The organism is Duganella sp. Dugasp78 (genome assembly GCF_059491455.1).
Genome location: NZ_CP168506.1, coordinates 1,322,858 through 1,345,107 on the forward strand (window position 1 = coordinate 1,322,858; position 22,250 = coordinate 1,345,107).

The window sequence follows — 22,250 nt, forward strand, 5'->3', positions numbered from 1 at the left end:
ATGTGCAATAGGTCCTTGGTAAACTGAATTATCTGCCAGTAAGATCATAGTCCGGTCCCACGCAAGGAATACACGATGCCACGCAGCCAGTCCCCGCACGCCCTCCCCCGCCGCCTTCCACCGCCACGCCGCGGCGCGCTGGCCGCCGCCATGCTGCTGGCCGCGCTGCCGCCGGCCCTGGCCCAGCAGGGGGGCGCCGATGCCGCAAGCCCCGCCTCCGCCTCCCCCGCCATCGACCAGGTCACCGTGGTCGGCTCGCGCGCGCGCAACCGCACCGTGTACGACAGCGCCGTGCCGATCGACCGCTTCGGCCAGCGCGAGGTGGAGAACGCCCTGTCCAGCGGCGAACTGGGCGCGGCCTTGCAGAACCTGGCGCCATCGATCAACTTCCCGCGCATCGAATCGAGCGGCGCCTCGGACTCGGTGCGCGGCATCCAGCTGCGCGGCCTGGCGCCGGACCAGGTGCTGGTGCTGATCAACGGCAAGCGCCGCCACACCAGCGCCGTGCTCGACACCGAGAGCAGCTTTGCCGGCACCGTGCCGGTCGACGTCAACGCCATCCCGCCCGGCGCCATCGACCACATTGAAATCCTGCGCGACGGCGCCGGCGCCCAGTACGGCAGCGACGCCGTGGCCGGCGTCATCAACATCGTGCTGAAGAACGCCCGCAGCGGCGGCTCGGCCGCGCTCGGCTACGGCGCCAACCACACCGACTTCCAGCCTACCCACGAGACCAAGACCGACGGCCAGACCAAGACCGCCAGCGCCGACTACGGCGTGCCGCTGGGCGGCGCCGGCTTCCTGCGCTTCGGCTTCGACACCCGCAGCCGCGCGCCAACCCAGCGCGCCGGCTTCAGCGACGCCGGCTGGACCTCGTGGAATGCCACCCCGGCCGACCTGGCGCTGGACGGCAAGGTGGTGTTCAAATCCGGCGACTCGCACCAGAACAACAACTACCTGTTCTACAACGCCCTGCTGCCGTTGGCGAACGGCGTCGATGCGTATTCCTTCGCCACCGTCAACCAGCGCAAGTCCGACGGCAGCGCCTACTTCCGCTACCCGGGCGACCCGTCCAACGTGCCGGCGCTGTACCCTGCCGGCTACCGTCCGGTGACCAAGGGCGACATGAGCGACACCAGCATCGTGGCCGGCGCGCGCTTTGCCGCTGCCGGCTGGAACTGGGACCTGAGCGCGCGCCACGGCGGCAACCTGTTCCGCTACGACCTCGACCATTCGGCCAACGCCTCGCTGGGCGCGCAGAGCCCGACCAGCTTCCACCTGGCCGGCTTCGACTTCCGCCAGAACGCGCTCAACGCCGACCTCACGCGCGAGCTCGGCCTGGGCCTGGGCGCGCCGCTCAACGTCGCGCTGGGCGCCGAATACATGCACGAGACCTACCGCAGCTCGCCGGGCGACGCCGCCTCCTACGCGGCCGGCCCCATCGTCGACGCGCCGCCGGGCGCGCAGGCCGGCCCCGGCCTGCGCCCGCAGGACGCCTTCGACGGCAGCCGCTCGATCCACTCGGTGTACGCCGACCTCGAAAGCGACGTCACCAGCCGCCTACTGCTGGGCGCGGCCGCCCGCTACTCCGACTACAGCGACTTCGGCAGCGCCAGCACCGGCAAGCTGTCCGCGCGCTACAAGCTGAGCGAGACCTTCCTGCTGCGCGGCTCCCTGTCCAACAGCTTCCGCGCGCCGGCGCTGGTGCAGACCGGCTTCCGCTTCTCCACGCTCAACTTCAACAGCGACGGCAGCGGCCTGCAGACCGCCTCGCTGCTGCCGGCCAGCGATCCGCTGGCGCGCAGCTTCGGCGCCGAGGCGCTCAAGCCCGAGAAATCGACCAACCTGTCGCTGGGTCTGGCGTGGCGGCCGCAACGCCAGACCAGCGTCACCTTGGATGCCTACCGCATCAAGATCCGCGACCGCATCACCCGCACCAGCGACCTGCAGAGCGACGCCGCCACCGCCTACCTGGCGTCGATCGGCCGCAGCGACATCCAGTCGGTGGCCTACCTGGCCAACCTGCTCGACACCAGCACCACCGGCCTGGACGCGGTGCTGAACCACGACCTGCTCTTCGCCGGCGGCAAGCTGGACCTGAACGCCGCGCTCAACCTGAACAAGACCCGCATCGACCACGTGCGCCAGGGCTCGGCCGCGCTGGCCGTCATCGATCCGTCGTTGACCTTGCTGACCGACACCAGCCTGTACCGCATCCGCCACGCCTCGCCCACCAGCAAGCTGGTGCTGAGCGCCGACTGGCAGGCCGCCCGCTGGAGCCTGCTGGCACGCGCCACCCGCTTCGGCGCGCTCAAGGACTTCTCGTACGACAGCGACGCGCCGCTCGACGACGGCGTGCACGCGCAATCGTTTGGCGCGGTCTGGTCGGTCGACCTGGAAGCGCAGGTCAAGCTGAGCAAGCAATTGACGCTGGCCGTCGGCGGCGACAACATCCTCGACCGCTATCCGGAGCGCGTGCGCCAGACCAACAACGCCACCTACGGCGGCGCGCTGCCGTACAACTTCATCAACCCCATCGGCGTCAACGGCGCGTATTTCTACGGCCGCCTGCGCTACACTTTCTAACCTGAGGACTTTATGAAGCTCACCCGCATCTCCGCCCTGTTCGCCGCCGCCTGCCTCAGCACTTTGATGGCCGCGCAAGTCCACGCCAGCAACGCCCTGGTGCTGCTGACCGACTTCGGCACCTCCGACGGCGCCGTCTCCGCCATGCACGGCGTGGCCTACGGCGTCGACCCGAAACTAAACGTCTCCGACCTGACCCACAACATCCCCGACTACGACATCTGGCTGGGCGCCTACCGCCTGTACCAGACCGCCAACTACTGGCCGCAGGGCAGCGTGTTCGTGGCCGTGGTCGATCCGGGCGTGGGCACCACGCGCAAATCAGTGGTGTTGAAAACCAAAGAGGGCCGCTACTTCGTCGGCCCCGACAACGGCCTGTTCACGCTGATCGCCGAGCGCGACGGCGTGGCCGAGCTGCGTGAGATCGACGAGAAGGTCAACCGCCTGGCCGGCTCCGGCGAGTCCTACACCTTCCACGGCCGCGATGTGTACGCCTACGTCGGTGCGCGGCTGGCCTCGGGCGCGATCAATTTTGAGCAGGTCGGCCCGGTGCTCGACAGCGCGTCGGTGGTGAAGATTCCCTACCAGAAGGCGGTCCGCCAGGGCAACGTGGTGCGCGGCATCATCCCTGTGCTGGACATCAAATACGGCAACGTCTGGACCAACATCCCGAAAGCGCTGTTCGACGAGCTGGGCATCGGCGTGCACGACCGCGTGCAGGTGCGCATCCTGCACAAGGGCAAGCAAGTGGACAAGGTAGTTGCGCCGTTCGAGCACACCTTCGGCGGCGTCGCACAGGGCAAGCCGCTGGTCTACCTGAACAGCCTGCTGGACGTGGCGGTCGCCGTCAGCCAGGGCAACTACGCCAAGCAGCACCACATCGATTCCGGCGTGGACTGGGAAGTCGAGATCAGCAAGGCCTCAAAGTAACCCGGCACAGCGGGGTCTGACCCCGTACGGGGGCATCTCGCACTGCGAGATGCGGGCGCAGCCCTCCCCAGACCCCAGCGGTTCATCGCCGTGCGGGGTAAGCCCTACTTGCGCTTGACCTTGGGGAAGCGCAGCTTGTAGTGCAAGCCCATGCCCGGCGCGCTGACCACCTTGATGGTGCCGCCCAGCGCACCGGTCACCAGGTTGTACAGGATGTGCGCGCCCAGGCCGCTGCCGCCGGAGCCGCGCTTGGTGGTGAAGAAGGGATCGAACAGCTGCGCCAGCGTGCTGCTGTCCATGCCGGCGCCGTCGTCGCTGTACTCGAAGTTGACGAAATCGCCGTCCACCTTGCCGGCGATCCGGATCTTGCCGGACTGCCCCTCCTCGAAGCCGTGCACCAGCGAGTTGACCACCATATTGGTGAGTATCTGCGACACCGCGCCGGGGAAGCTGGCCATGTGGATGTGCTCGTCGCAATCGATCTCGACGGCGATCGGCTTGCCTTTCAGCTTGGGTTGCAGCGACAGCAGCACCTCGTCCAGGTATTTGCGCAGGTTGAAGCTGCGGATATCGTCGGACGACTGGTCCACCGCCACCTGCTTGAAGCTGCGCACCAGCGCCGCCGCCCGCTGCGTATTGGTGGTCATGATGCGCAGCGATTGCGCGATGATGTCGAAAAACTGGTTCAGGCCGTCCTCGTCCAGGGTGCCGGCCGCCATGTCCTCGCGCGTCAGCTTGAGCTCCTCCACCAGATGGCTGGTGGCCGTGACGCAGATGCCCAGCGGCGTGTTGATCTCGTGCGCCACGCCGGCCACCAGCCGGCCCAGCGAGGCCAGCTTCTCCTGCCGCACCAGCTCGCCCTGCGCATCCTTCAGCGAGGTCAGCGCGGTCTCCAGCGCGGCGTTCTGTTCCTCCAGCGCCTCCTTGGCGCGGCGGATCTCGCGGTCGGCCTGCATGCGCGCGATCGCCACCGCCACGTGGCTGGCCATGAAGGCCAGGATGTCGAGGTCGGCCTGGGTGTACACCACCGACTCGTCATAGCTCTGCACGATGATGACGCCGTAGGCCACGTCGCCCAGCAGCATCGGCGCGCCCATCCAGCTGGCGATGTCGGTATTGCCCAGCGGGTGCTCCATCTCGCCGCTGTCGGCCAGCGCGCGGAAGCCTTCGCGGTCCAGCAGCATGGCCTGCTTGCGCTGCAGGACGTACGAGGACATGCCGACGCCGTAGTCGAAGCGCTTGACCGGCGCATGCTCATCCTTCTCGTCGACGAAATAGGGGATGCTGATTTCCTTGGTGTCCGCGTGGTACAGCGCCATCAGGAAATTCTGCGCCGGCACCAGCTCGCTGATGATCTGGTGCAGCCGCATGTTCAGGCGGCTGCCGCCGGTGGCCGTGGCCGACAGGTTGGCCAGCTCGTACAGCGCGCGCTGGATGTTCTCGGCGCGGCGGCGCTCGGCCACCTCGTGCGCCAGCAGGGCGGTGCGCTCCTGCACCGCGCGCTCGAGCCGGTCCATGCTCTGCAAGCCTTGCAGCGCGCTCGACACCTGGTTGGCGATCAGCCCGAACAGCGCCTGGTCTTCCTCGCTGAAGGTGTGTTGCTTGTCGTAGCTCTGGATCACGATGGCGCCCAGCGCCTGGTGGTTCTGGTCCAGCAGCGGGCAGCCCATCCAGTGCTCGGCGATGGTGCCGATGCCGAAGCCGGCGTTGGCCTCGCGCCGGGACAGGTGCTCGGCCGCCGTCATCACCATGCGCTCGCGGGTGCTGATCACGGTGGCGGTCGGCGACTCGCCCTCGACCAGCTCGAACAGCGCGTCGCGGCTGGGCGGATCGTCCACCTCGTCGACGAAATACACGAAGCGCACCTGGTTGACCGGACCGTCGCGGTCGCTCAAGGCCACGAAGAAGTTGGCGGCATACATGATGCGTCCCAGCGCCGCATGCACGGCCTGCAGGAACTCGCTGATATCGGTGCAGCTGCTCGACTTCTGCCCGATTTCCAGCAGCATGGTTTGCACGGCTTCCAGGCGGGTGAGACGACTTTCCATCGATTTTCCTATTGAGAGGTAATGCGCATAGGAAATACTAGCAGGTCCAGCCCGCCCCGGCCATAGAAACAAAAACAGCCAGGCCGTCCTAGGACGGCCTGGCTGCCCGCGTGCGCGGCTACAGCTTACGCGTTGCCGGCTTGCTTGCGGCGACGAACCATCGCGCCGACCAGGCCCAGGCCACCGAGCAGCATGGCGTAGGTTTCCGGTTCCGGCACCGCCGTCACCGACACGCCGGACGAATACGAACCGGCCGACTTGGAGATGGCGCTGCCGCTCACCAGCAGGTAGTAGTTGCCGGCGCTCAGGGCGGCCGAGTCCAGCTGCCACTGGTCGGTGGCGCCGGTCGACAGCTGGGTGCCCGCCAGTACCAGACCGCCAGCGTTGTACAGCGCCAGGCTGCTGATGTCGAGACCGTTCTTGGCGTTGCCCGTATGCGAGTAGACGTCAGCCGAAATGGTGGACAAGCCGCTCAGGGTGAAGGTGTACTTGTCGGAGAAGGTGTTACCTTCGTTGTTGCCGCTAATCAAGTGACCGACGAAGTCCGCACCGCTGCTCAGATTGAGCGCGGTGTCGGGATTGCTGATATCCGCAGCAAACGCGCTTTGCGACACGAACGCGGCGCCAGCCAGCGCGATAGCACTTGCCAAAACTTTGACTTTTATCATGTTGAACTCCTTAAAAATGGGAGATCAAAATGTAGCAGCCCCGGCATTCCGAACCGGCCGCGCACGATAGGATGTTACATCCACTTACACGTTTATTTAACGAAATCTTAATTCTAATAAAGAATTAATGATGTGAGTAACTACGGTTTACGATAGCCACTTTCCATCCACGCCGAGGCGCTGACCACGCTCAGTTTGAAGGTCGGCGCCACCCGCACCCGCGCCAGCTCCTCGCCGTACTGATCGAAGGCGCTCAGCGTGGCGTAGGGATCGTCCTCGTCGGGCACGATGTCCAGGTTGACCTTGACCTGGCCGTCGGCGCCGTTGACAAACACATTCTTGTGCAACTGGGCGTGCAGCTGCTGCTCGTGGCGGCGGATCACCTCGTTGGCGGTCTTGACCAGGGTGTTGAAGGCGTTGACGTCCAGCGGCTTGGGGTTCTTCTTGTCGCGGCCCATGGTCCACGGACCGACCAGCGCCGGTTCCGGTTCGCCGTCCTTGATCATCGCCACCGCCCAGCCCTCGTCGTCATCGTTCTTGATGACGCGCGCGGTCCAGCCGTTGCCCTGCCACACGCGCGCCTCCTGGATCGGGGCGTCATCGTCCTGGTGCTCGTCGGTATCGGGGTAGTCTGCGCTCATGCTGGTGCTCGTCTGGAAAAATGGATGGGGTGAAATGATAAGCGCGAAAGCCCGCGTTGAGCGGGCTTTTTTTACATCTGCTGGCGGCTGGCGGTCAGCCGCAGGCGGTCAGCACGAGAAACACGAGATGCACGGCCGCGGCGGCGGTGTGATCGGCGGCCGCAATGGCGTGATGCGCGGATCGATGGCCGGTTCCGGCATGTGGTAACTGAACGGCGTGATGATGATGGGCGGTATCGTCGGCGGCGCCGAGGGCGGGCCCTTGGGTCCCCCGCCGGAAAGCTTCTGAGCGCTACGCTGGCGCCGAGTCCGCTTACAAATCGAGGATATCGATTGACCCTCGCTCAATTCTAGCCAAGCCATGTTAAAGCCCTCCCTGCACTAGTCAGGTTATCAGTATAGGCGGCGATAACTTTAAATCAAGGAACATTCCCCGCGCCGGAGCCGCTCGTCGCGCCTGATCCGCATTCCATCCCGCAAATCTGCCGGTCTGTCGCAATCCGCTGGCCGCTGCCGGGCGCGCTCGGTAAAGTTCAACCATGCCAAACGGCACAAGAAGTACGGAATAACCCAACCACCGAGGTCCGCCATGAAAATCACCGCTAAAAAACTGGTATTCGCCGCCTTCATCCTGCTGCTGGCCGTGTCCGCATGGCAGTCGGTCTTCGGCGACGGCATGCAGGTCAACATCGACGGCGACGAGATCGACGGCCCCCTCGGCTTCCTGCTCGGCACCCTGTTCGCCGGCGGCGGCGTGCTGATCGCCACCGTGGCCATCACCTGCGCGGCCGTGTTTGTGGGCGTGCTGTTCGCCGGCCTCGGCATCCTGATGATCAGCGGCATGGTGCTGCTGGCGGTGGTGGTGGCGGCTGCGGTCTCGCCCCTGTTACTGCCACTGCTGATCCCGGTCGGCATCTACATGATCTTCCGCTCGCGCTCCCGCAAACAGCAACAGCGCGCCGCGCTGGAACACGCGGTCTAAGCAGAGCCCACCGTTTAAATCGGAAGCGGCCGGGACCTGAACTCCCGGCCGATCCGCCTCTTCCCCCGCTGACGCAAACCATCCCTACACTTCGGTGCCCGCGAACTGCCGGTAGCCGCGCGCGCGCAAGGCGCACGCCGGGCAGGTGCCGCAACCATAACCCCAGTCGTGCAGCGCGCCGCGCTCGCCCAGGTAGCAGGTGTGGGTGCCGTCGCGGATCAGGTCGACCAGCGCCTGGCCGCCCAGTTCCTGCGCCAGCTCCCAGGTCTGGCGCTTGTCGCGCCACATCAGCGGGGTTTCCAGCTTCATGCGGGTGTCCATGCCCAGGTTGAGCGCCACCTGCAGCGCCTTCATGGTGTCGTCGCGGCAGTCCGGGTAGCCGGAGAAATCGGTCTCGCACATGCCGCCCACCAGCACCGTCAGGCCGCGGCGGTAGGCCACCGTGGCGGCCACCGTCATGAACAGCAGGTTGCGGCCGGGGACGAAGGTGTTCGGCAAGCCGTTGGCCTGGGTCTCGATGGCGATGTCGTGCGTCATCGCGGTCTGCGAGATCTTGGAGATCAGCGACAGGTCGATCATGTGGTCCTCGCCCAGCTTGGCGTTCCAGACCGGCGAGTGGGCGCGCAGGCTGGCGATCACGGACGGACGCACGGTCAGCTCGACGGCGTGGCGCTGGCCGTAGTCGAAGCCGATGGTTTCCACGCGCGCGTAGTGCTTCAGCGCCCAGGCCAGGCAGGTGGTGGAATCTTGGCCACCGCTAAACAGGACCAGGGCGGAATCGGTAGGCAGCATTACTTTGTTCTTTCAAGGACTTGCAAGGCGTTGCAACGTTATAAGTACGCCATCTTTTAGGGCAATCCGGTAACATGGCGGGCAGCGCACACCCCGATGGAGTCTCATGTTACCGGCATCGCCAGCAAAAAAATTGGCAGGATCACGAATTTTGGCACAAGTTGTGGCAAAAGTATCCGGCCGCCTCGCCGCAGCCGGGGTCTTGACCGTCCTCACGCTGCCGGCCGCCGCGCAAGGCCTGAAATACGACGTCCACATCGACGCCCCCGGCCCGCTGGAAACACTGCTGCAGCAAAACCTCGACCTGGTGCGCTTTCGCGGCAACGCGCGCATGGACCGCGAGCAGCTGCTGCGGCTGGTGCGCGCCGCGCCGGAGCAGGTCAAGACGCTGGTCGCCACCGACGGCTACTACTCGCCGGAGGTCAGCGCCCGCCTCGACCGCGACGGCGACACCCCCAAGGTCGAGATCAGCGTGCAGCCGGGCGAGCCGGTGCGGGTCGGCTCGGTCGACCTGGTGCTGCAAGGCTTCGCGCCCGTGCCCGGCCTGCCGCCAGAAAAACAGTTCGACGCCACCGCGCTGAAGGCCGGCTGGACGCTCAAGCCGGGCCAGGTGTTCCGCCAGACCGACTGGGAACAAGCCAAGCGCGGCCTGCTGCGCCAGGTGGTGCAGACGCGCTACCCGCGCGCGCAGCTGACCGACACCCAGGCCACGGTGGACCCGGACAACCACCTGGCCGCGCTGCGCGTGGTGCTCGACAGCGGCCCGGAGCTGCGCTTCGGCGAGCTGCGCATCGAAGGCCTGAAGCGCTATCCGGAGGCCATCGTCCGCAACCTGAACCAGATCCACCCCGGCGACTACTACAGCGAAGCGGCGCTGCAGTCCTACCAATCGCGCCTGCAGGACACCGGCTACTTCAGCAGCGTGGAAGTGAGCGCCGACATGAGCGCGGTCCTCAACGAGCAGCTGGACGCGGCCGCCGCCACCCCGGCGCAGAACGCCGACGCCGCCATGGCGCCGCTGCCGCTGCTGGTGCGCGTGACCGAGAACAAGCGCCGCAACGTCAGCGCCGGCCTGGGTTTCAGCACCAACACCGGCAACCGCGCCTCGCTGAGCTATGACGATTTGTCGGTGTTCGGCCTGCGCATGAAAAGCGCGCTGACCCTGGAGACCAAGAAGCAGACCGCGCGCAGCGACTTCTACTTCCCCACCACGGCGGACGGCTACAACGACAGCGTCGGCGCCTCGTTCGAGCGCAGCGACATTGCGGGCGAGGTCACCAGCGTGGCCAGCGTGGCCGGCAAGCGCGCCTGGGGCACGCCGCTGCTGGAGCGCAGCCTGTCGCTGGAACTGCTGACCGAGACCAAGACCCTCGACGGCATCCCGTCCAGCACCAGCAAGAGTTTGCCGCTGACCTACGGCGTCACCTGGCGCAAGCTGGACAACCTGCTGTTCCCGACCAAGGGCTACGCGCTCAACGCGCAGCTGGGCGGCGCGCTGCTGCCCATCCTGACCGACGAGGCCTTCGTGCGCGGCTACACGCGCGCCGTGTGGTACCGGCCACTGACCGCCAGCACCAACCTGATACTGCGCGGAGAACTCGGCGCGCTGGCCTCGCGCGACAAGAACGGCGTGCCGGCCGTGTACCTGTTCCGCGCCGGCGGCGACCAGTCGGTGCGCGGCTACGCCTTCCAGGAGCTGGGCGTGCACGAAGGCGACGCCGTCACCGGCGGCCGCTACCTGGCCACCGGCAGCGCCGAGTTCCAGTACTGGTTCAAGCCCACCTATGGCGCGGCGGTGTTCTACGACGCCGGCAACGCGGGCGACACCTTCAACGCGCTGCATCCGAAATCCGGCTACGGCATCGGCGGGCGCTGGAAGAGCCCCGTCGGGCCGATCAACGTGGACGTCGCCTACGGCCACGCGGTTCGAAAATATCGATTGCACTTCTCGCTGGGATTCACTTTCTGATGGCCGACAACCAAGACAAGCAAACACCGGACACCGTCGCCGCGCCGCCGCGCCGCCGCTGGCCGCGACGCGTGCTGATTTCGCTGGCGGTGCTGGTGGCCCTGCTGGCCGGCGCCTTCTGGCTGCTGGGCCGCGAGTCGACCTTGCAGCAGCTGGTGCAGCGCATCGCCAACGCCAGCGGCGGACAGGTCGCCGTGTCCGGCGTGAGCGGATCGCTGTACCACCGCATGCACATCGGACGGCTGGTCTACCGCAGCAAGGACAGCGTCATCACGGCGGATAGCATCGACATCAACTGGTCGCCATTGCAGTATTTTTCGGAAGGCCTGTCCATCAGCGAGCTGCATGTGGCCGCGCTGACGGTGCAGAGCCTGGGGCCGTCGGAGCCGGCCAAGATGCCGGAGTCGTTGTCGGCGCCGTTCCGCCTCAACCTGTCCGACGCCCGGCTCGACAAGCTGACGCTGACCAGCGCCACCGGCAGCAACGTGATCGAACGCCTGCGCTTCAAACTGTACGGCGACAAGAGCAGCTGGCACCTGGAAGAGGCCAGCGCGCACACGGCCTTCGGCGACGCCAGGGCCGACCTGACCATCGGCGCCGACAAGCCGTTCGCGCTGCAAGGCAAGGCATCGCTGGCGCAGGTTCCCGCCAAGGCGGGCGCTGCGCAATTGTCGCTGGAAGCCGGCGGCAACCTGGCGCTGGTGACGCTGAAGGCGCAGGGCAGCGCCAGCGGCGCGAGCGGCAACGCCAATGCGGCGCTGGCGCCGTTCGATCCCATCATCCTGCGCGCGCTGGACCTGAACGGCCGCGACCTCGATCCGGCCGGCTTCAATCCCGGCTGGCCGCAGGCCAAGTTCAGCCTCAAGGTCAGCGCCGCCATCGCGGCGGACCAGAAGCTGTCCGGCCAGTTCGCGCTGCAGAACCAAGACAAGGCCGCCCCGCTCGACCAGCAAGGCCTGCCGCTGCAAACCTTCAGCGGCAAACTGGCCGGCACGCTGACCGCCTCCACACTGGAAAACGTGCTGCTCGACCTGGGCGCGGCGGGACGCTTCACCGGCGGCGGCCAGGTCAAGCGCAGCGGCCCGGAAGCCGGCATCGACGCCGCGCAATTCACGCTGCACACCGACCGCCTCGACCTGAAGAACATCCACAGCAGCATCAACAAGACCGCAGTCGCCGGCGACATCGCGCTCACTAGCACGCCGACCAAACAGACACTGGACGCCAGGCTGTCGCAGGATGGCCTGCGCCTCGACCTGCAAGCCTCGCTGGCGGACGCCATGCTGCAGCTGCACCAGGCGCGCCTGCTGGCGAAGAAAGGCAGCATCAGCGCCACCGGCCAGGCCAGCCTGAAAGACAAGCAGGAATTCAGCGCCAAACTGCGCGCCGAGCATTTCGACCCGTCCGCGCTGGGCGCCGGCTATCCGGTGGCCGACATCAATGCTGACATCAACGCCAGCGGCCACGTCGCGCCCGCGTGGCAGGTAGCGGCAGGCTTCGACCTCAAGGCCAGCAAGCTCGCGGGCCAGACCCTGTCCGGCAACGGCAAGCTGAATGCCGACGCAAAGCACATCAGCGGCGTCGACGCACACCTGGCGATGGCGCAGAACAGCGCCGACATCAACGGTAGCTTCGGCGCCCCCGGCGAACAACTGCGCTGGAAAATCGACGCCCGCCAATTGTCGGCGGTGGCCAGCGATCTGATTGGCGCCGTCAGTGCCAGCGGCATCGTCAGCGGCAGCATGGAAGCGCCGCGCACCAGCTTCGAGGCCGATGCCAGGGGCCTGGGCCTGGCCTCCTCCAAACGCCCGGCGCCCGATAGCCTGATCCACGCCGCCGGCGACATCGCGCTGGCCGGGCCGAAGAAAACGCCCGAACTGAAAATGAACGGCGCCATACAGCGCTTGAATCCCGCCGCATTCGGCGCGGCGCAGGCAGGCTCCGTCAACGCCAGCTTCACGGCCGACGCACGGCTGGCGAGCGACTGGCGCGCGGGCCTGAACCTGACGCTGCAACCGTCGACCTTCGCCAACGCGCCCTTGAGCGGCTACGCGAAACTGAACGCCGACAAGAACAGCATCGACAACGCCGACATCGACCTGCGACTGGCCACCAACAGCCTGCAAGCGAAGGGCAGCTTCGGCAGTGCGCTCGACAAGCTGGATTGGAAGCTCAACGCACCGCAACTGGCCGCACTGGGTCCGCAGTTCGCCGGCTCGCTGCGCGCCAGCGGCAGCCTGTCCGGCACCAGCGCCAAGCCGGCGCTGGTGCTCACGCTGGACGGCGCCAACCTGCGCGCACCGGGCCAGCAGCAGATCGGTACGATACGCGGTAGCGCCACGCTGGGCAGTACCGTCGCGATGGCGGCCGGTCCGGCTGCCGGCGCGGCCCTGCCCTCCCCGTCGAGTGCAACGCGGGCCGCCGCCAACGCGCGCGCCACGCAGGCACGCGGCCGCGCCGAAGCCGATATCTACGCCGATGTCCCGCTGGTCAGCGACATCGAGATCACCCGCTACGCCTCCCCTTCCCTGACGCTGGACAAGGCGCGCCTGCAAACCAGCGGCACGCGCAGCAACCACACGCTGCAAGTCAGCGCCAGCAACGCCGACTTCGACGCCGCCGTGCGCGTCAAGGGCGGCTGGGCCAACGACAGCTGGACCGGCGCCATCGACACGCTGCAAAACCGCGGCCGCTTCGCCCTCACGCTGGCCGCGCCGGCGCCGTTGAAGCTGACCGCGCCGGCAGGCAGCGGCGTGGCCGGCCTGCTGCATCCGGAGCAGATCGCCCTGGGCAGCGCCACCATCAAGCTCCCCGACGGCAGCATCCGCATCGACAGCCTGGAAAAAACCGGCCCCGCCTGGCGCAGCAAGGGGTTGGCGGCCGGGGTGCCGGTCAACTACCTGGCGCAGCTCTCCGATGCCTGGCGCGACAACGTCCGCAGCAGCATGACCGTCGGTGCGGAATGGAGCTTGAACCTGCAAGCGGCCAGCAAGGGCAACCCGCCGGTCCTGGGCGGCATGCTGCACGTCTACCGCGAACAGGGCGACCTGACCATCGTCGGCGCCGACCTGCCGCAGCCGCTCGGCCTGCGCACGCTGGACGGCCGCGTCGACGTCAACGACGGCACGCTGCACCTGCAACTGAACCTGGACGGCACCCGCGCCGGCCAGGCCCGCTTCGACGCCACCGCCCGATTGCAGGAAGGCCGCCTGGCCGAGAGCAGCGCCATCACACTGAACGGCAACGCCAATATGGGATCGCTGGCCTGGCTGGCGCCGCTGGCCGGCCAGCCAGGGCTGGAAATCGACGGCTCGCTGAAGCTGGCCGTCACCGGCAACGGCACCATCGGCGCGCCGCAACTGAACGGCGACATCAGCGGCGACAAGCTGGTGCTGAACTGGGTGGACCAGGGCATCAAGCTGCGCAACGGCCAGTTGCAGGCGCGCCTGAGCGGCGACCAGCTGCAGCTGCAAAAGCTGGCCTTCGACGGCGCCGAGGGCCACGCCCTGGCAGGAGGCTGGATACGCTACGCCGGCAACGAGGCCACCATGAACCTCCAGCTCAGCGCCGACAAGCTGGAAGTGCTGGCGCGGCCCGACCGTATCCTGGTCATCAGCGGCCAGAGCACGCTGGTGCGCGACGCCAAACGCTTCCAGCTGGACGGCAAATTCCGGGCCGACCGCGCCGGCATCGAGCTGGCCGGCGAGAACACGCCGACGCTCAGCGACGACGTGGTCATCATCGGCAAGGGCGCGGCGCCGGTCAAGGCGCCGCAGGGCCAGCCGCTCAACATCGACCTGGAGGCCGACCTGGGCGACGACTTCAAGCTCAAAGGCAAAGGCCTGGACGCCCAGCTGGCAGGCGTGGTGCGCATCCGCGTGGCCGACCGCCGGCCGCCGCGCGTCACCGGCAGCATCCGCGTGGTCAGCGGCACCTACGCGGCCTATGGGCAAAAGCTGGCGATCGACCGCGGCGTGATCAACTTCACCGGCGCCTACGACAACCCCGGCCTGAACATCCTGGCCGTGCGGCGCGGCCCCGAAGGCGAGGCGCTCAGCGAGACCAATGTGGAAGCGGGCGTGGAAGTGCGCGGCACGGCGCTGGCGCCGGTGGCCAAGCTGGTGTCGACGCCGGTCGTGTCGGACAGCGACAAGCTGGCCTGGCTGGTGCTGGGTCACGGCATCGACAACACCGGCGGCAACGACATGGCGCTGCTCAGCGCCGCGGCGGGCGCGCTGTTCGGCGGCGGCCAGGGCAAGCTGGCCAATGCATTGGGCGTGGATGAACTGGGCGTGAGCCAGGCCGCCGGCACTGCGGCCGGCGCGGCGACCGGTTTGCAGACCACGGTGGTCACGGTGGGCAAGCGCCTGTCGTCGCGCGCCTACCTGAGCTTTGAACAGGGCGCGGGCACGGCGACCAGCCTGGTCAAGCTCAAATACAAGCTGAACCCGCGCATCTCGCTGCAGTTCCAGACCGGCACCAACAACGCGCTGGACGTGCTCTACACCTGGGCCTTCGACTAAGGGTAGTCATTCCCGCGCAGGCGGGAATCCATGCAACGCCTATGAGCACGGGAAGCATGGGTTCCCGCCTACGCGGGAACGACGCTGGGATTATGGTCCGGCACCGGGTCATCCTGCGGCACGGGATGAGGGATGGCCGGCGGCGCCGGATCATCCACCGGTACGGGATCGGGGGCACGGTGAGCGTTGTGCATGGTCGGTACTCCTTGAGCTGACACGTATCGCCATTCTACCCCGGCGGCTCCGGCATGGGGTCTGACCCCGTACGGGCTCCGGCATGGGGTCTGACCCCCTACGGGGTCAGACCCCGGTTTACCCGGGTTTCGCATGCTTGACGTATTTATCCAGCCACGCATTGGTTTCGTACAGCATGTGCAGGATCGACTCGCGCGCGCGGTAGGCGTGCGATTCGTTCGGCAGCATCACCAGCCGCGCCGTGCCGCCCAGTCCTTTGATGGCCTGGAACATGCGCTCGCTCTGCAAGGGGAAGGTGCCGGTGTTGCTGTCCTCGGCGCCGTGGATCAGCAGCATCGCATCCTTGATCTTGTCGGCGTTATTGAACGGCGACATGGCCTGGTACACCTCCTGCGCCTGCCAGAACGGCCGCTCCTCGGACTGGAAGCCGAACGGCGTCAGCGTGCGGTTGTAGGCGCCGCTGCGCGCTATCCCCGCGCGGAACAGGCGCGTGTGCGCCAGCAGGTTGCCGGTCATGAAAGCGCCATACGAGTGGCCGCCGATGGCGATGCGGTGGCGGTCGGCCACGCCGCGACGCACCACCTCGTCCACCGCCGCCTGCGCGTCCGCCACCAGCTGCGGCAGATAGCTGTCGTTCGGCTCCTCGTCGCCGGCGCCGATGATGGGGAAGGATGGATTGTCCAGCACCGCGTAACCCATCGCCAGGAAGGCCGCCGGCCCCCAGTAGCTGACCGCGTTGAAACGGTAGGGCGAACCGGTGGTCTGGCTGGCCGCGCCGGCCGATTTGAATTCCTGCGGATAGGCCCACATCAGCAGCGGCAAGGGGCCATCGCGACCGGCGTCGTAACCGGACGGCAGCATCAGCGTGGCAGTCAGCTCGACGCCGTCGTTGCGCGGGTAGCGGATCTGCTCCTTGTGCACATCCTTCAGCTGGGGGGTCGGATGCGGATAATTGGTCAGCGCCGTCAGCTGCTGGTCCTCAGGCTTGGTCAGGTCGCGCAGATAGTAGTTGGGCCGCTCGGTCGGCGATTCGCGCGTCGTCAGCAGCAGCGTGCCTTCGTCGTTCAGCACTGCCGCCACGTTCTCGAAATACGGCGCGGCGCTCTGGAACAGCCGCACCTTCTGTTTGGTGGTCAGGCTCAGACGGTCGATGAAGGGACGGTCGCCTTCCGGCGTGGCGCCGGCGCCGTCCAGCAGCACCGTGGTGCCGGGGCCGATCAGCAGGCGCGGGAAGCCGCTGGCGTCGGCCCGCATCACCGGCGAGCCGGGACTGTTGTAGCGGTCCTCGTACGAGCCGGCGTAGATCAGCTCCGGCGGCGTGGACAGGTGTTCGGGCTCGATCATCCACTGCCTGTAGTCGCGCGTCTTGTGCCAGCGTTCGTTGATCAGCGCGACGTCGCCGCGCCCCCAGGCGACGCCGGCGTAGCGCATCGTCAGCCGCGCCAGCACCAGTGGCGGTTCGCGGAACGGCGCCGCGTGCAGGTAGACCACGTCGCGGATATTGTCGATCACCGGGCGCGCAGGATCGCCGCCATCCTGCGCCTCGGTCCACACCAGCGTGGCCGGCACGTCGGCCCGCCACGACACGTGGCGCACGCCTTCGGAGACCGCGTCGTTCCCCTGCGGCAGACCTTCTTCCAGCGGCAGCGTGGCCACCGTGTGCAGCACATCGCCATTCAGGTCGCGCACTTCGATCCGCTCGCCGAAGCTGGACGCCGGCACGATGTAGGAGTACGGCCGCGTCACGCTCTGGGTCAGCAGGTACTGGCCGCCCGGCGCGACCGAGGTGCGCGAGAACTGCCCCGGCGCGCCTATCATGCGCGGCTTGCCGTGCAGGTCCAGCAGCACCATCTGCACCGTGATGTAGTACTCGAACAGGCGCGCGTCGTCCTCGTTCTTCAGCAGGTCCTGATAGGTGCGCAGCTGGCGCAGGGCGCCACCGGGTTCGCTGTCCTGCTGGATCGGGCCGGTGGGCACGCCGTCCGACTGCGGCGCCTTGCCGATGCCGGCCGGACGCCAGTGCACCAGCAGGCCGCTGCTGTCCGGCAGCCAGTTGAAGCCGCGCGTGAGCACCGCCGACAAGGGCTGCGCCGACAGGCGCGTGGCCTTGCGCGCGGCGATATCGACCAGCCACAGCTCCACCGCGCCGCGCTCGCCCTTGTAGGCCACGTGCGAGAACGCCAGGTAGCGCTGGTCCGGCGACCAGGCCAGGTCCGCCAGACGCAGCGCGCGCGGCAGCCCGCGGATGCGGCTTTCCTTTTGCGTGGCGATGTCGAGCAGGCCCAGGTCGGTGCCGAACGAGAAGCGGGAGGAGGAACAGGTGCGCGGATTGATGCGCAGGCCGGCCAGCTTGAGCTCCGGCTGCGCCACTTCGGCGATGCCCGGCAGCGGCGGCGTTTGCACCACGGCGACCAGGTTGCGCTGGGGGCTCAGGCTGAGCGCCGGCGCGCGCGGCGCGTCGACGATGTCCAGCAAGGCGGAGGGCGGAAGGCGGTAGCCGCCCTCCTGTGCGCCGGCCTGCGGAGAGGCGGCCATCAACCCTAGATTCAGGGGCAGCATGGTTAACGGTTTGTTCATGGATATCCTTTCGGTCCAGAAGCGAGGCTGCTGCAGTTCAGTTTGCTTATGCTATCCGGGATTGTCAATCACTGCCGGATAATGCGTGACAATCTGTAACGCTGTGGCGCCACTGCAGCTTGGCGTACAATCGCGGTTCTTCGAATCACGCCCCTGGAATCGCTTATGGATATGCCGACTATCGTCTTGTTGCTGCTGGTGCCGCTGGCCATCTGGCGCATCTACACGCGCCTGAAGCGCCTGATGGGCCGCACCCGGTCGGAACTGTGGCGCCATTACCTGGCCGCCGTGGCGATGTCCGCCGTGCTGGGCGTGCTGGCCGCTACGCTGCTGGGCAAGTGGGCAGCATTCGGCGCGCTGGTGGTCGGCGCAGCGGTCGGCGTCGCGCTGGGCTACCGCAATATGCAACTGACCCGTTTGGAAAACACGGCCGAAGGTTTCTTCTACACGCCCAACCGCCGTCTCGGCCTGCTGGTGGCGATGCTGTTCATCAGCCGCCTGATCTACCGCCTGTTCGAGGCCTACCTGCACATGCACGACCGGCTGCCGCTGGACCCTGACTTTATCGGCAATCCGCTGACCTCCGTGCTGTTTGGTTTGCTGGCCGGCTTCTACGCCTGCTACAGCGTGCTGCTGCTGCGCTGGCGCCGCGCCACCAAGCCGGTGCCGCGCCCGATCGACATCTTCGATATCAAATAAACTATTTAGCCTGCAGTCGTCTTTATTCGCGTAAAACAGTTAAATATTATCGTAAAACGATATTTTTCTTGAGGCTGACCTGGATGCAAAAACCGGCGCCGACGCCGGACATTTTCTATAAGGCGACGTCTTTTTCGCGACAGTGCTATCGTATTTCCTGTGGTGCAGGGAAGGTTTGGTGGTATTCTGAGAATATCCACCAGGCAACTAATTTGCACTTCCATGAATACTTCAATTTATGACAAGACCGCCAAGGGCCGGGACGAGATCGCGACGCGCAAGTACCAGCTCGCGCCGCGCCTTCGAAGTCTGCTGGTGTTGATCGACGGTCGTCGTACGGAAGAAGAATTGCTGCGCAATGTGGCGGGATTGGGACTGACCATCGCTGCCCTGAGCGAGCTGCTGGAGGGGGAATTCATCGTGCTATCAACCAGCTATGCAACGATGGCCGTAGCGCCGGTCGCGGAACGCGCGCCGTCCGCACCGACCACGCCGGCTACCATGCCAGCGCCAGTACCAGCGCCCGCAGCCCCGGCGGCGGCGGCCGCGCGGACCAGTCAATTCCAGGCGCTGTACGAGTTTTACAATAAGACCATCAAAAGCACGATAGGCCTGCGCGGCTTCACCTTGCAGCTGAAGGTGGAGAAAGCCAGCTCTGTGGAGGAACTGCGCGAACTGCGCATGCCTTATCTGGACGCGGTGCAAAGAGCCAAGGGCAACTTCGCCGCCGCCTCCCTCGCCGAACAACTGGACCAGCTGCTCGACGACCGCCCGGCCCAGGCCTGAACGCCCAGGCCCGGGCTTCGGGTCAGGCCACCTTGGCCGCTTCGGCCGGACGGCGCTGCAGCACAAAGATCGGCTGCGCCCACTCCGTGTCCTTCTTCTTTTTGCTCGTGATGAGCGTCAGCTCCGAAGGATCGTAGACGTCGGTATTGTGCGTCAGCGGCGTCGTCATCAGGTACTGCGCCTCGGTGTTCTTCAGGAACTCGCCGACCAGCTGGATGTTACGAATATCCAGGTGGGCAAACGGTTCGTCGATGAACACGAAGCCGCCGGAACCATCTTCCGACTTCAGCAGACCAATCAGCAGCACCAGCGATTTCATCACCTGCTGGCCGCCGGACGCTTCGCCGTCGTTCATGCCGATGATGCCCTTGCCGTCGAACTTGAAGCGCACGTGCAGGCCCGCCTGCGACAGCAGCGTATCGTCGTTCTCCAGCCGCACCGGATCGGAATGCACCTCGATACCCGCCAGCTCGCCCAGCTCCTTGATGTTCTTGGAGTAGGTCTTGATGGTGTAGCGCAGCCGCTCCATGTAGGCGCCGCGCGCGTTGCCGGTGGCCTCGATGGCGCGGTTGTTCTGGTAGCGGCGCTCCTCGGTTTCCGACTGGCGGCCGTGCAGCTGCTCGTTCAGGCGCTGGTACTGGTCGATCACGGTGGCGTCCAGTTCCCAATCGCTGCGGGCCAGGCTGGCCTCCAGCGAGTGCACGCGCAACACCACCTGGTGCGAGTTCTGGTGCTCGCTGACCAGCGCCGCGCGGCGCGCCGGACGGCGCCAGCTCTTCGGCAGGTGACGCCAGTTCTTGCGCAGCGTGAGCAAGGCGCGCGCGTGGTCGGCGCGCTGCTCGATCTGGCGCTTGTTGTTCAGGCGCAGACCGGCTTCCGATTCGGACAAGGCAAAGCGCGCGTTCTGCCACGTCGTGTCGGCGCGGGTGCGCGTGACGACGGCGTTCTTGATCAGCGTTTGCAGTTCGCCCAGGCGGGTGCCGACTTCGGTGCGCTCTTCCTTCAGCGGCACGGCGTTGCGTGCCGCCTCGTCGAACTCCTCCTGGCGCGCGGCCAGTTCCTTGGCGGCGTCCACGCCGGCCAGGCGCGATTTCAGCGAGCTGATTTCGGTCGCCAGCCTGGACACGATCAAGGTCAGTCCATCTTCCTGCGCCTCCAGCGCCGGCAGCGACTTCTGAATCGCTTCCATACGCTGGGTGCGGCCGGCGGAACCGAAGCGGTAGCGCGAAGCTTCCACGAACAGCGAGCGTCCGCCGCGGCGTTCGCGATGGTAGGCGTCCGGCGTGATCCACTCGTCGTGGCTACCCAGCTTGGCGCCGGCGTCCACGGTGTCCACGCGGGTGATGCGCGAGAGCTGCTCCACCAGCCACGAAGGCACCTTGGCCGAGAACTTCACCACCGACATCAGCGAGTCGTCCTTGACCGTCGGCGCATGCACCAGGTCCGGCACGATGAAGTGGCGATAGCGCTCCTTCTCCGCCAGGCGGTACGCGGCCGAAGCGTCGGACGATTTATCCAGCAGCACCACGGAGGCATAGCCACCCAGCACGCCTTCGATCGCGCCCTGCCAGCGCGCATCCGTCACCTCGACGATATCGGACAGCATGGCGTGGCCGATGCCGGCGTCGTTCAGCGCGCGGCGCATGGTGCGCTGCGCTTCCGGTTCCGGCATCGCGGTCTTGCCCTGCAGGGCGGCGATGGTCGACAGCTCGCCGGCGATCTTGGCGGCGACGGCGTCGCGCGCCATGCGCTGGCGCGCCAGTTCGATTTCTTTTTCCTGCAGCTGCTGCGCCACTTCGGCCAGGTCCGCGCCGGCGTCGGCGGCCAGCTTCTGCAGGCGGGCCTTCTGTTCCAGCAGGCTGTCGAGCGGCTTGAGTTTGCCGTTGATCTGATTCAGGCGGCTTTGCAGCGCGGTCGACTCCTGCTCCAGCACCGTCTCGTGCTGCTGCGCGTCGGAGAGCGCCTTGGCCTGGGCGGCCAGCGCGTTGCGCTTGTCGGTCAGCTGCTGGTCGGCCTGCATTAGCGGCTTGCGGGCATCGCGCAGCTGGCGGCTGATGTTGGCGTGCTTCTCGCGCGCCTCGTGGTACTCCAGCGTCGGCAGCACTTCTTCCTGCAGATTGCGGCGTTCCTTGTTCAGGTCTTCCCACTGGTGGTAGTTGGCCACGCGCAGGCGCAGGCCCTCCAGGTTGGTCTTGGAGGCTTCCAGCTCGCTCTCGAAGCGTTTCAGTTCGACTTCGGTATCGCGCTGGTGGCGCTTGGCTTCGTCGTAGGCGTCCAGCACTTCCTTGTCGCCGAAGACCTGGAACACCAGGTCCAGCAACTGGCGCGGCGCGTATTCGCACAGCTTGTCGGTTTCGCCCTGCTCCAGCGCCAGCACTTTCGCCATCGCCGGCGACAGGCCGGCGTTGGCGAGGCGCTTGCGGTAGTTCTCGACGCCGAGCCAGTCGTTGCCGGCTTCGCCGATGTCTTCGATCTGCACGTTACCGGGACGCATAAGATACTGGCGCTTCCAGTCGCCGCCGTTCTTCTGGATCTGGCAGAACAGCGTGACCTCGTCGTCGCTGAAGAAGCCGGAGCTGCGGAACGGACGGTTGGACAGCTGCTTGCCGACGTTCTTGTTGTCCACCACGGCGCGCAGCCAGGCGGTCTGCTGGCCGCTGTGGCGGGCATAGTGCTTGTAGGTGCGGCCCATCGAGCAATCGAGGCCGAACAGCGTGCGCAGGGCGTCCAGCAAGGTGGTCTTGCCGGAGCCGTTCTGGCCCGCGATGGTGATGATCTTGGCGTCCAGCGGGATGTTCTTGATGCGCTGCCAGTAATCCCAGTGGACCAGTTCTAATGATTTAATGTGAAACAC

General features: G+C 66.6%; 15 protein-coding genes. 8 read left to right on the forward strand and 7 right to left on the reverse strand.

The window, feature by feature from the left end; genetic code table 11:
* Window positions 1-75: 75 nt before the first annotated feature.
* Both ACEN9O_RS05905 and ACEN9O_RS05910 read left to right on the forward strand, forming a co-directional pair.
* A complete protein-coding gene (locus ACEN9O_RS05905) occupies window positions 76-2,586 on the forward strand; it encodes a TonB-dependent receptor plug domain-containing protein (protein WP_495616696.1) in 2,511 nt (836 codons plus the stop codon).
* Window positions 2,587-2,598: 12 nt separating this feature from the next.
* Window positions 2,599-3,516 carry an SAM hydrolase/SAM-dependent halogenase family protein gene (locus ACEN9O_RS05910; RefSeq protein WP_495616697.1) on the forward strand — a complete coding sequence of 306 codons (918 nt, stop codon included), beginning with the start codon at window positions 2,599-2,601 and terminating at the stop codon, window positions 3,514-3,516.
* Window positions 3,517-3,620: 104 nt separating this feature from the next.
* Here the strand turns inward: ACEN9O_RS05910 and ACEN9O_RS05915 are convergent, their stop codons facing one another.
* The 3 genes from ACEN9O_RS05915 to ACEN9O_RS05925 form a co-directional block, all read right to left on the reverse strand.
* A complete protein-coding gene (locus tag ACEN9O_RS05915; RefSeq protein ID WP_495616698.1) occupies window positions 3,621-5,564 on the reverse strand; it encodes a GAF domain-containing sensor histidine kinase in 1,944 nt (647 codons plus the stop codon).
* A gap of 125 nt (window positions 5,565-5,689) precedes the next feature.
* Complete coding sequence (locus ACEN9O_RS05920; RefSeq protein ID WP_495616699.1) at window positions 5,690-6,232, reverse strand: FxDxF family PEP-CTERM protein; 543 nt, start codon at window positions 6,230-6,232, stop codon at window positions 5,690-5,692.
* Between the two features lie 140 nt (window positions 6,233-6,372).
* Complete coding sequence (locus ACEN9O_RS05925) at window positions 6,373-6,873, reverse strand: hypothetical protein (protein ID WP_495616700.1); 501 nt, start codon at window positions 6,871-6,873, stop codon at window positions 6,373-6,375.
* Between ACEN9O_RS05925 and ACEN9O_RS05930 the strand changes: the two genes are divergently transcribed.
* Together ACEN9O_RS05930 and ACEN9O_RS05935 are read left to right on the forward strand one after the other, a co-directional pair.
* A complete protein-coding gene (locus ACEN9O_RS05930) occupies window positions 6,872-7,081 on the forward strand; it encodes a hypothetical protein (protein WP_495616701.1) in 210 nt (69 codons plus the stop codon). The two genes, ACEN9O_RS05925 and ACEN9O_RS05930, sit on opposite strands and share 2 nt — an antisense overlap.
* Before the next feature lie 381 nt (window positions 7,082-7,462).
* Window positions 7,463-7,855, forward strand: a complete 393-nt coding sequence (locus ACEN9O_RS05935) for a hypothetical protein (RefSeq protein ID WP_495616702.1) — start codon at window positions 7,463-7,465, stop codon at window positions 7,853-7,855.
* An 84-nt stretch (window positions 7,856-7,939) separates the two neighbouring features.
* Here the strand turns inward: ACEN9O_RS05935 and queC are convergent, their stop codons facing one another.
* Window positions 7,940-8,647 carry a 7-cyano-7-deazaguanine synthase QueC gene (gene queC, locus ACEN9O_RS05940; protein WP_495616703.1) on the reverse strand — a complete coding sequence of 236 codons (708 nt, stop codon included), beginning with the start codon at window positions 8,645-8,647 and terminating at the stop codon, window positions 7,940-7,942.
* A gap of 106 nt (window positions 8,648-8,753) precedes the next feature.
* On the opposite strand from queC, the gene ACEN9O_RS05945 reads away from it, so the two are divergent.
* Together ACEN9O_RS05945 and ACEN9O_RS05950 are read left to right on the forward strand one after the other, a co-directional pair.
* A complete protein-coding gene (locus ACEN9O_RS05945; RefSeq protein WP_495616704.1) occupies window positions 8,754-10,616 on the forward strand; it encodes an autotransporter assembly complex protein TamA in 1,863 nt (620 codons plus the stop codon).
* Window positions 10,616-15,139, forward strand: coding sequence for a translocation/assembly module TamB domain-containing protein (locus tag ACEN9O_RS05950; RefSeq protein WP_495616705.1), 4,524 nt, complete (start codon window positions 10,616-10,618; stop codon window positions 15,137-15,139). Before ACEN9O_RS05945 ends, ACEN9O_RS05950 begins: the two co-directional genes overlap by 1 nt.
* 68 nt (window positions 15,140-15,207) lie before the next feature.
* Here the strand turns inward: ACEN9O_RS05950 and ACEN9O_RS05955 are convergent, their stop codons facing one another.
* Window positions 15,208-15,333 (reverse strand): hypothetical protein, encoded by a 126-nt coding sequence (locus ACEN9O_RS05955; RefSeq protein ID WP_495616706.1) that lies wholly within the window; start codon window positions 15,331-15,333, stop codon window positions 15,208-15,210.
* Between the two features lie 118 nt (window positions 15,334-15,451).
* Window positions 15,452-17,911: an alpha/beta hydrolase family protein gene (locus ACEN9O_RS05960; RefSeq protein ID WP_495616707.1), complete on the reverse strand. Its 2,460-nt coding sequence runs from the start codon at window positions 17,909-17,911 to the stop codon at window positions 15,452-15,454.
* Window positions 17,912-18,076: 165 nt separating this feature from the next.
* Between ACEN9O_RS05960 and ACEN9O_RS05965 the strand changes: the two genes are divergently transcribed.
* Both ACEN9O_RS05965 and ACEN9O_RS05970 read left to right on the forward strand, forming a co-directional pair.
* The gene (locus ACEN9O_RS05965; protein ID WP_495616708.1) at window positions 18,077-18,610 is read left to right on the forward strand and encodes a CcdC protein domain-containing protein; all 534 of its coding nucleotides are present in this window, start codon (window positions 18,077-18,079) and stop codon (window positions 18,608-18,610) included.
* 222 nt (window positions 18,611-18,832) lie between these two features.
* On the forward strand, window positions 18,833-19,396 hold the full coding sequence (locus tag ACEN9O_RS05970; RefSeq protein ID WP_495616709.1) for a hypothetical protein: 564 nt from the start codon (window positions 18,833-18,835) through the stop codon (window positions 19,394-19,396).
* A gap of 22 nt (window positions 19,397-19,418) precedes the next feature.
* Here the strand turns inward: ACEN9O_RS05970 and ACEN9O_RS05975 are convergent, their stop codons facing one another.
* Window positions 19,419-22,250 carry an ATP-binding protein gene (locus ACEN9O_RS05975; protein WP_495616710.1) on the reverse strand — a complete coding sequence of 944 codons (2,832 nt, stop codon included), beginning with the start codon at window positions 22,248-22,250 and terminating at the stop codon, window positions 19,419-19,421.

Coding starts and splice junctions, on each gene's coding strand:
- ACEN9O_RS05905 (WP_495616696.1), top strand. CDS start 76: ATGCCACGCAGCCAGTCCCCGCACGCCCTCCCCCGCCGCCTTCCACCG.
- ACEN9O_RS05945 (WP_495616704.1), top strand. CDS start 8,754: ATGTTACCGGCATCGCCAGCAAAAAAATTGGCAGGATCACGAATTTTG.
- ACEN9O_RS05920 (WP_495616699.1), bottom strand. CDS start 6,232: ATGATAAAAGTCAAAGTTTTGGCAAGTGCTATCGCGCTGGCTGGCGCC.
- ACEN9O_RS05970 (WP_495616709.1), top strand. CDS start 18,833: ATGAATACTTCAATTTATGACAAGACCGCCAAGGGCCGGGACGAGATC.
- ACEN9O_RS05925 (WP_495616700.1), bottom strand. CDS start 6,873: ATGAGCGCAGACTACCCCGATACCGACGAGCACCAGGACGATGACGCC.
- ACEN9O_RS05910 (WP_495616697.1), top strand. CDS start 2,599: ATGAAGCTCACCCGCATCTCCGCCCTGTTCGCCGCCGCCTGCCTCAGC.
- queC (WP_495616703.1), bottom strand. CDS start 8,647: ATGCTGCCTACCGATTCCGCCCTGGTCCTGTTTAGCGGTGGCCAAGAT.
- ACEN9O_RS05935 (WP_495616702.1), top strand. CDS start 7,463: ATGAAAATCACCGCTAAAAAACTGGTATTCGCCGCCTTCATCCTGCTG.
- ACEN9O_RS05950 (WP_495616705.1), top strand. CDS start 10,616: ATGGCCGACAACCAAGACAAGCAAACACCGGACACCGTCGCCGCGCCG.
- ACEN9O_RS05915 (WP_495616698.1), bottom strand. CDS start 5,564: ATGGAAAGTCGTCTCACCCGCCTGGAAGCCGTGCAAACCATGCTGCTG.
- ACEN9O_RS05965 (WP_495616708.1), top strand. CDS start 18,077: ATGGATATGCCGACTATCGTCTTGTTGCTGCTGGTGCCGCTGGCCATC.
- ACEN9O_RS05930 (WP_495616701.1), top strand. CDS start 6,872: ATGCTGGTGCTCGTCTGGAAAAATGGATGGGGTGAAATGATAAGCGCG.
- ACEN9O_RS05960 (WP_495616707.1), bottom strand. CDS start 17,911: ATGAACAAACCGTTAACCATGCTGCCCCTGAATCTAGGGTTGATGGCC.
- ACEN9O_RS05955 (WP_495616706.1), bottom strand. CDS start 15,333: ATGCACAACGCTCACCGTGCCCCCGATCCCGTACCGGTGGATGATCCG.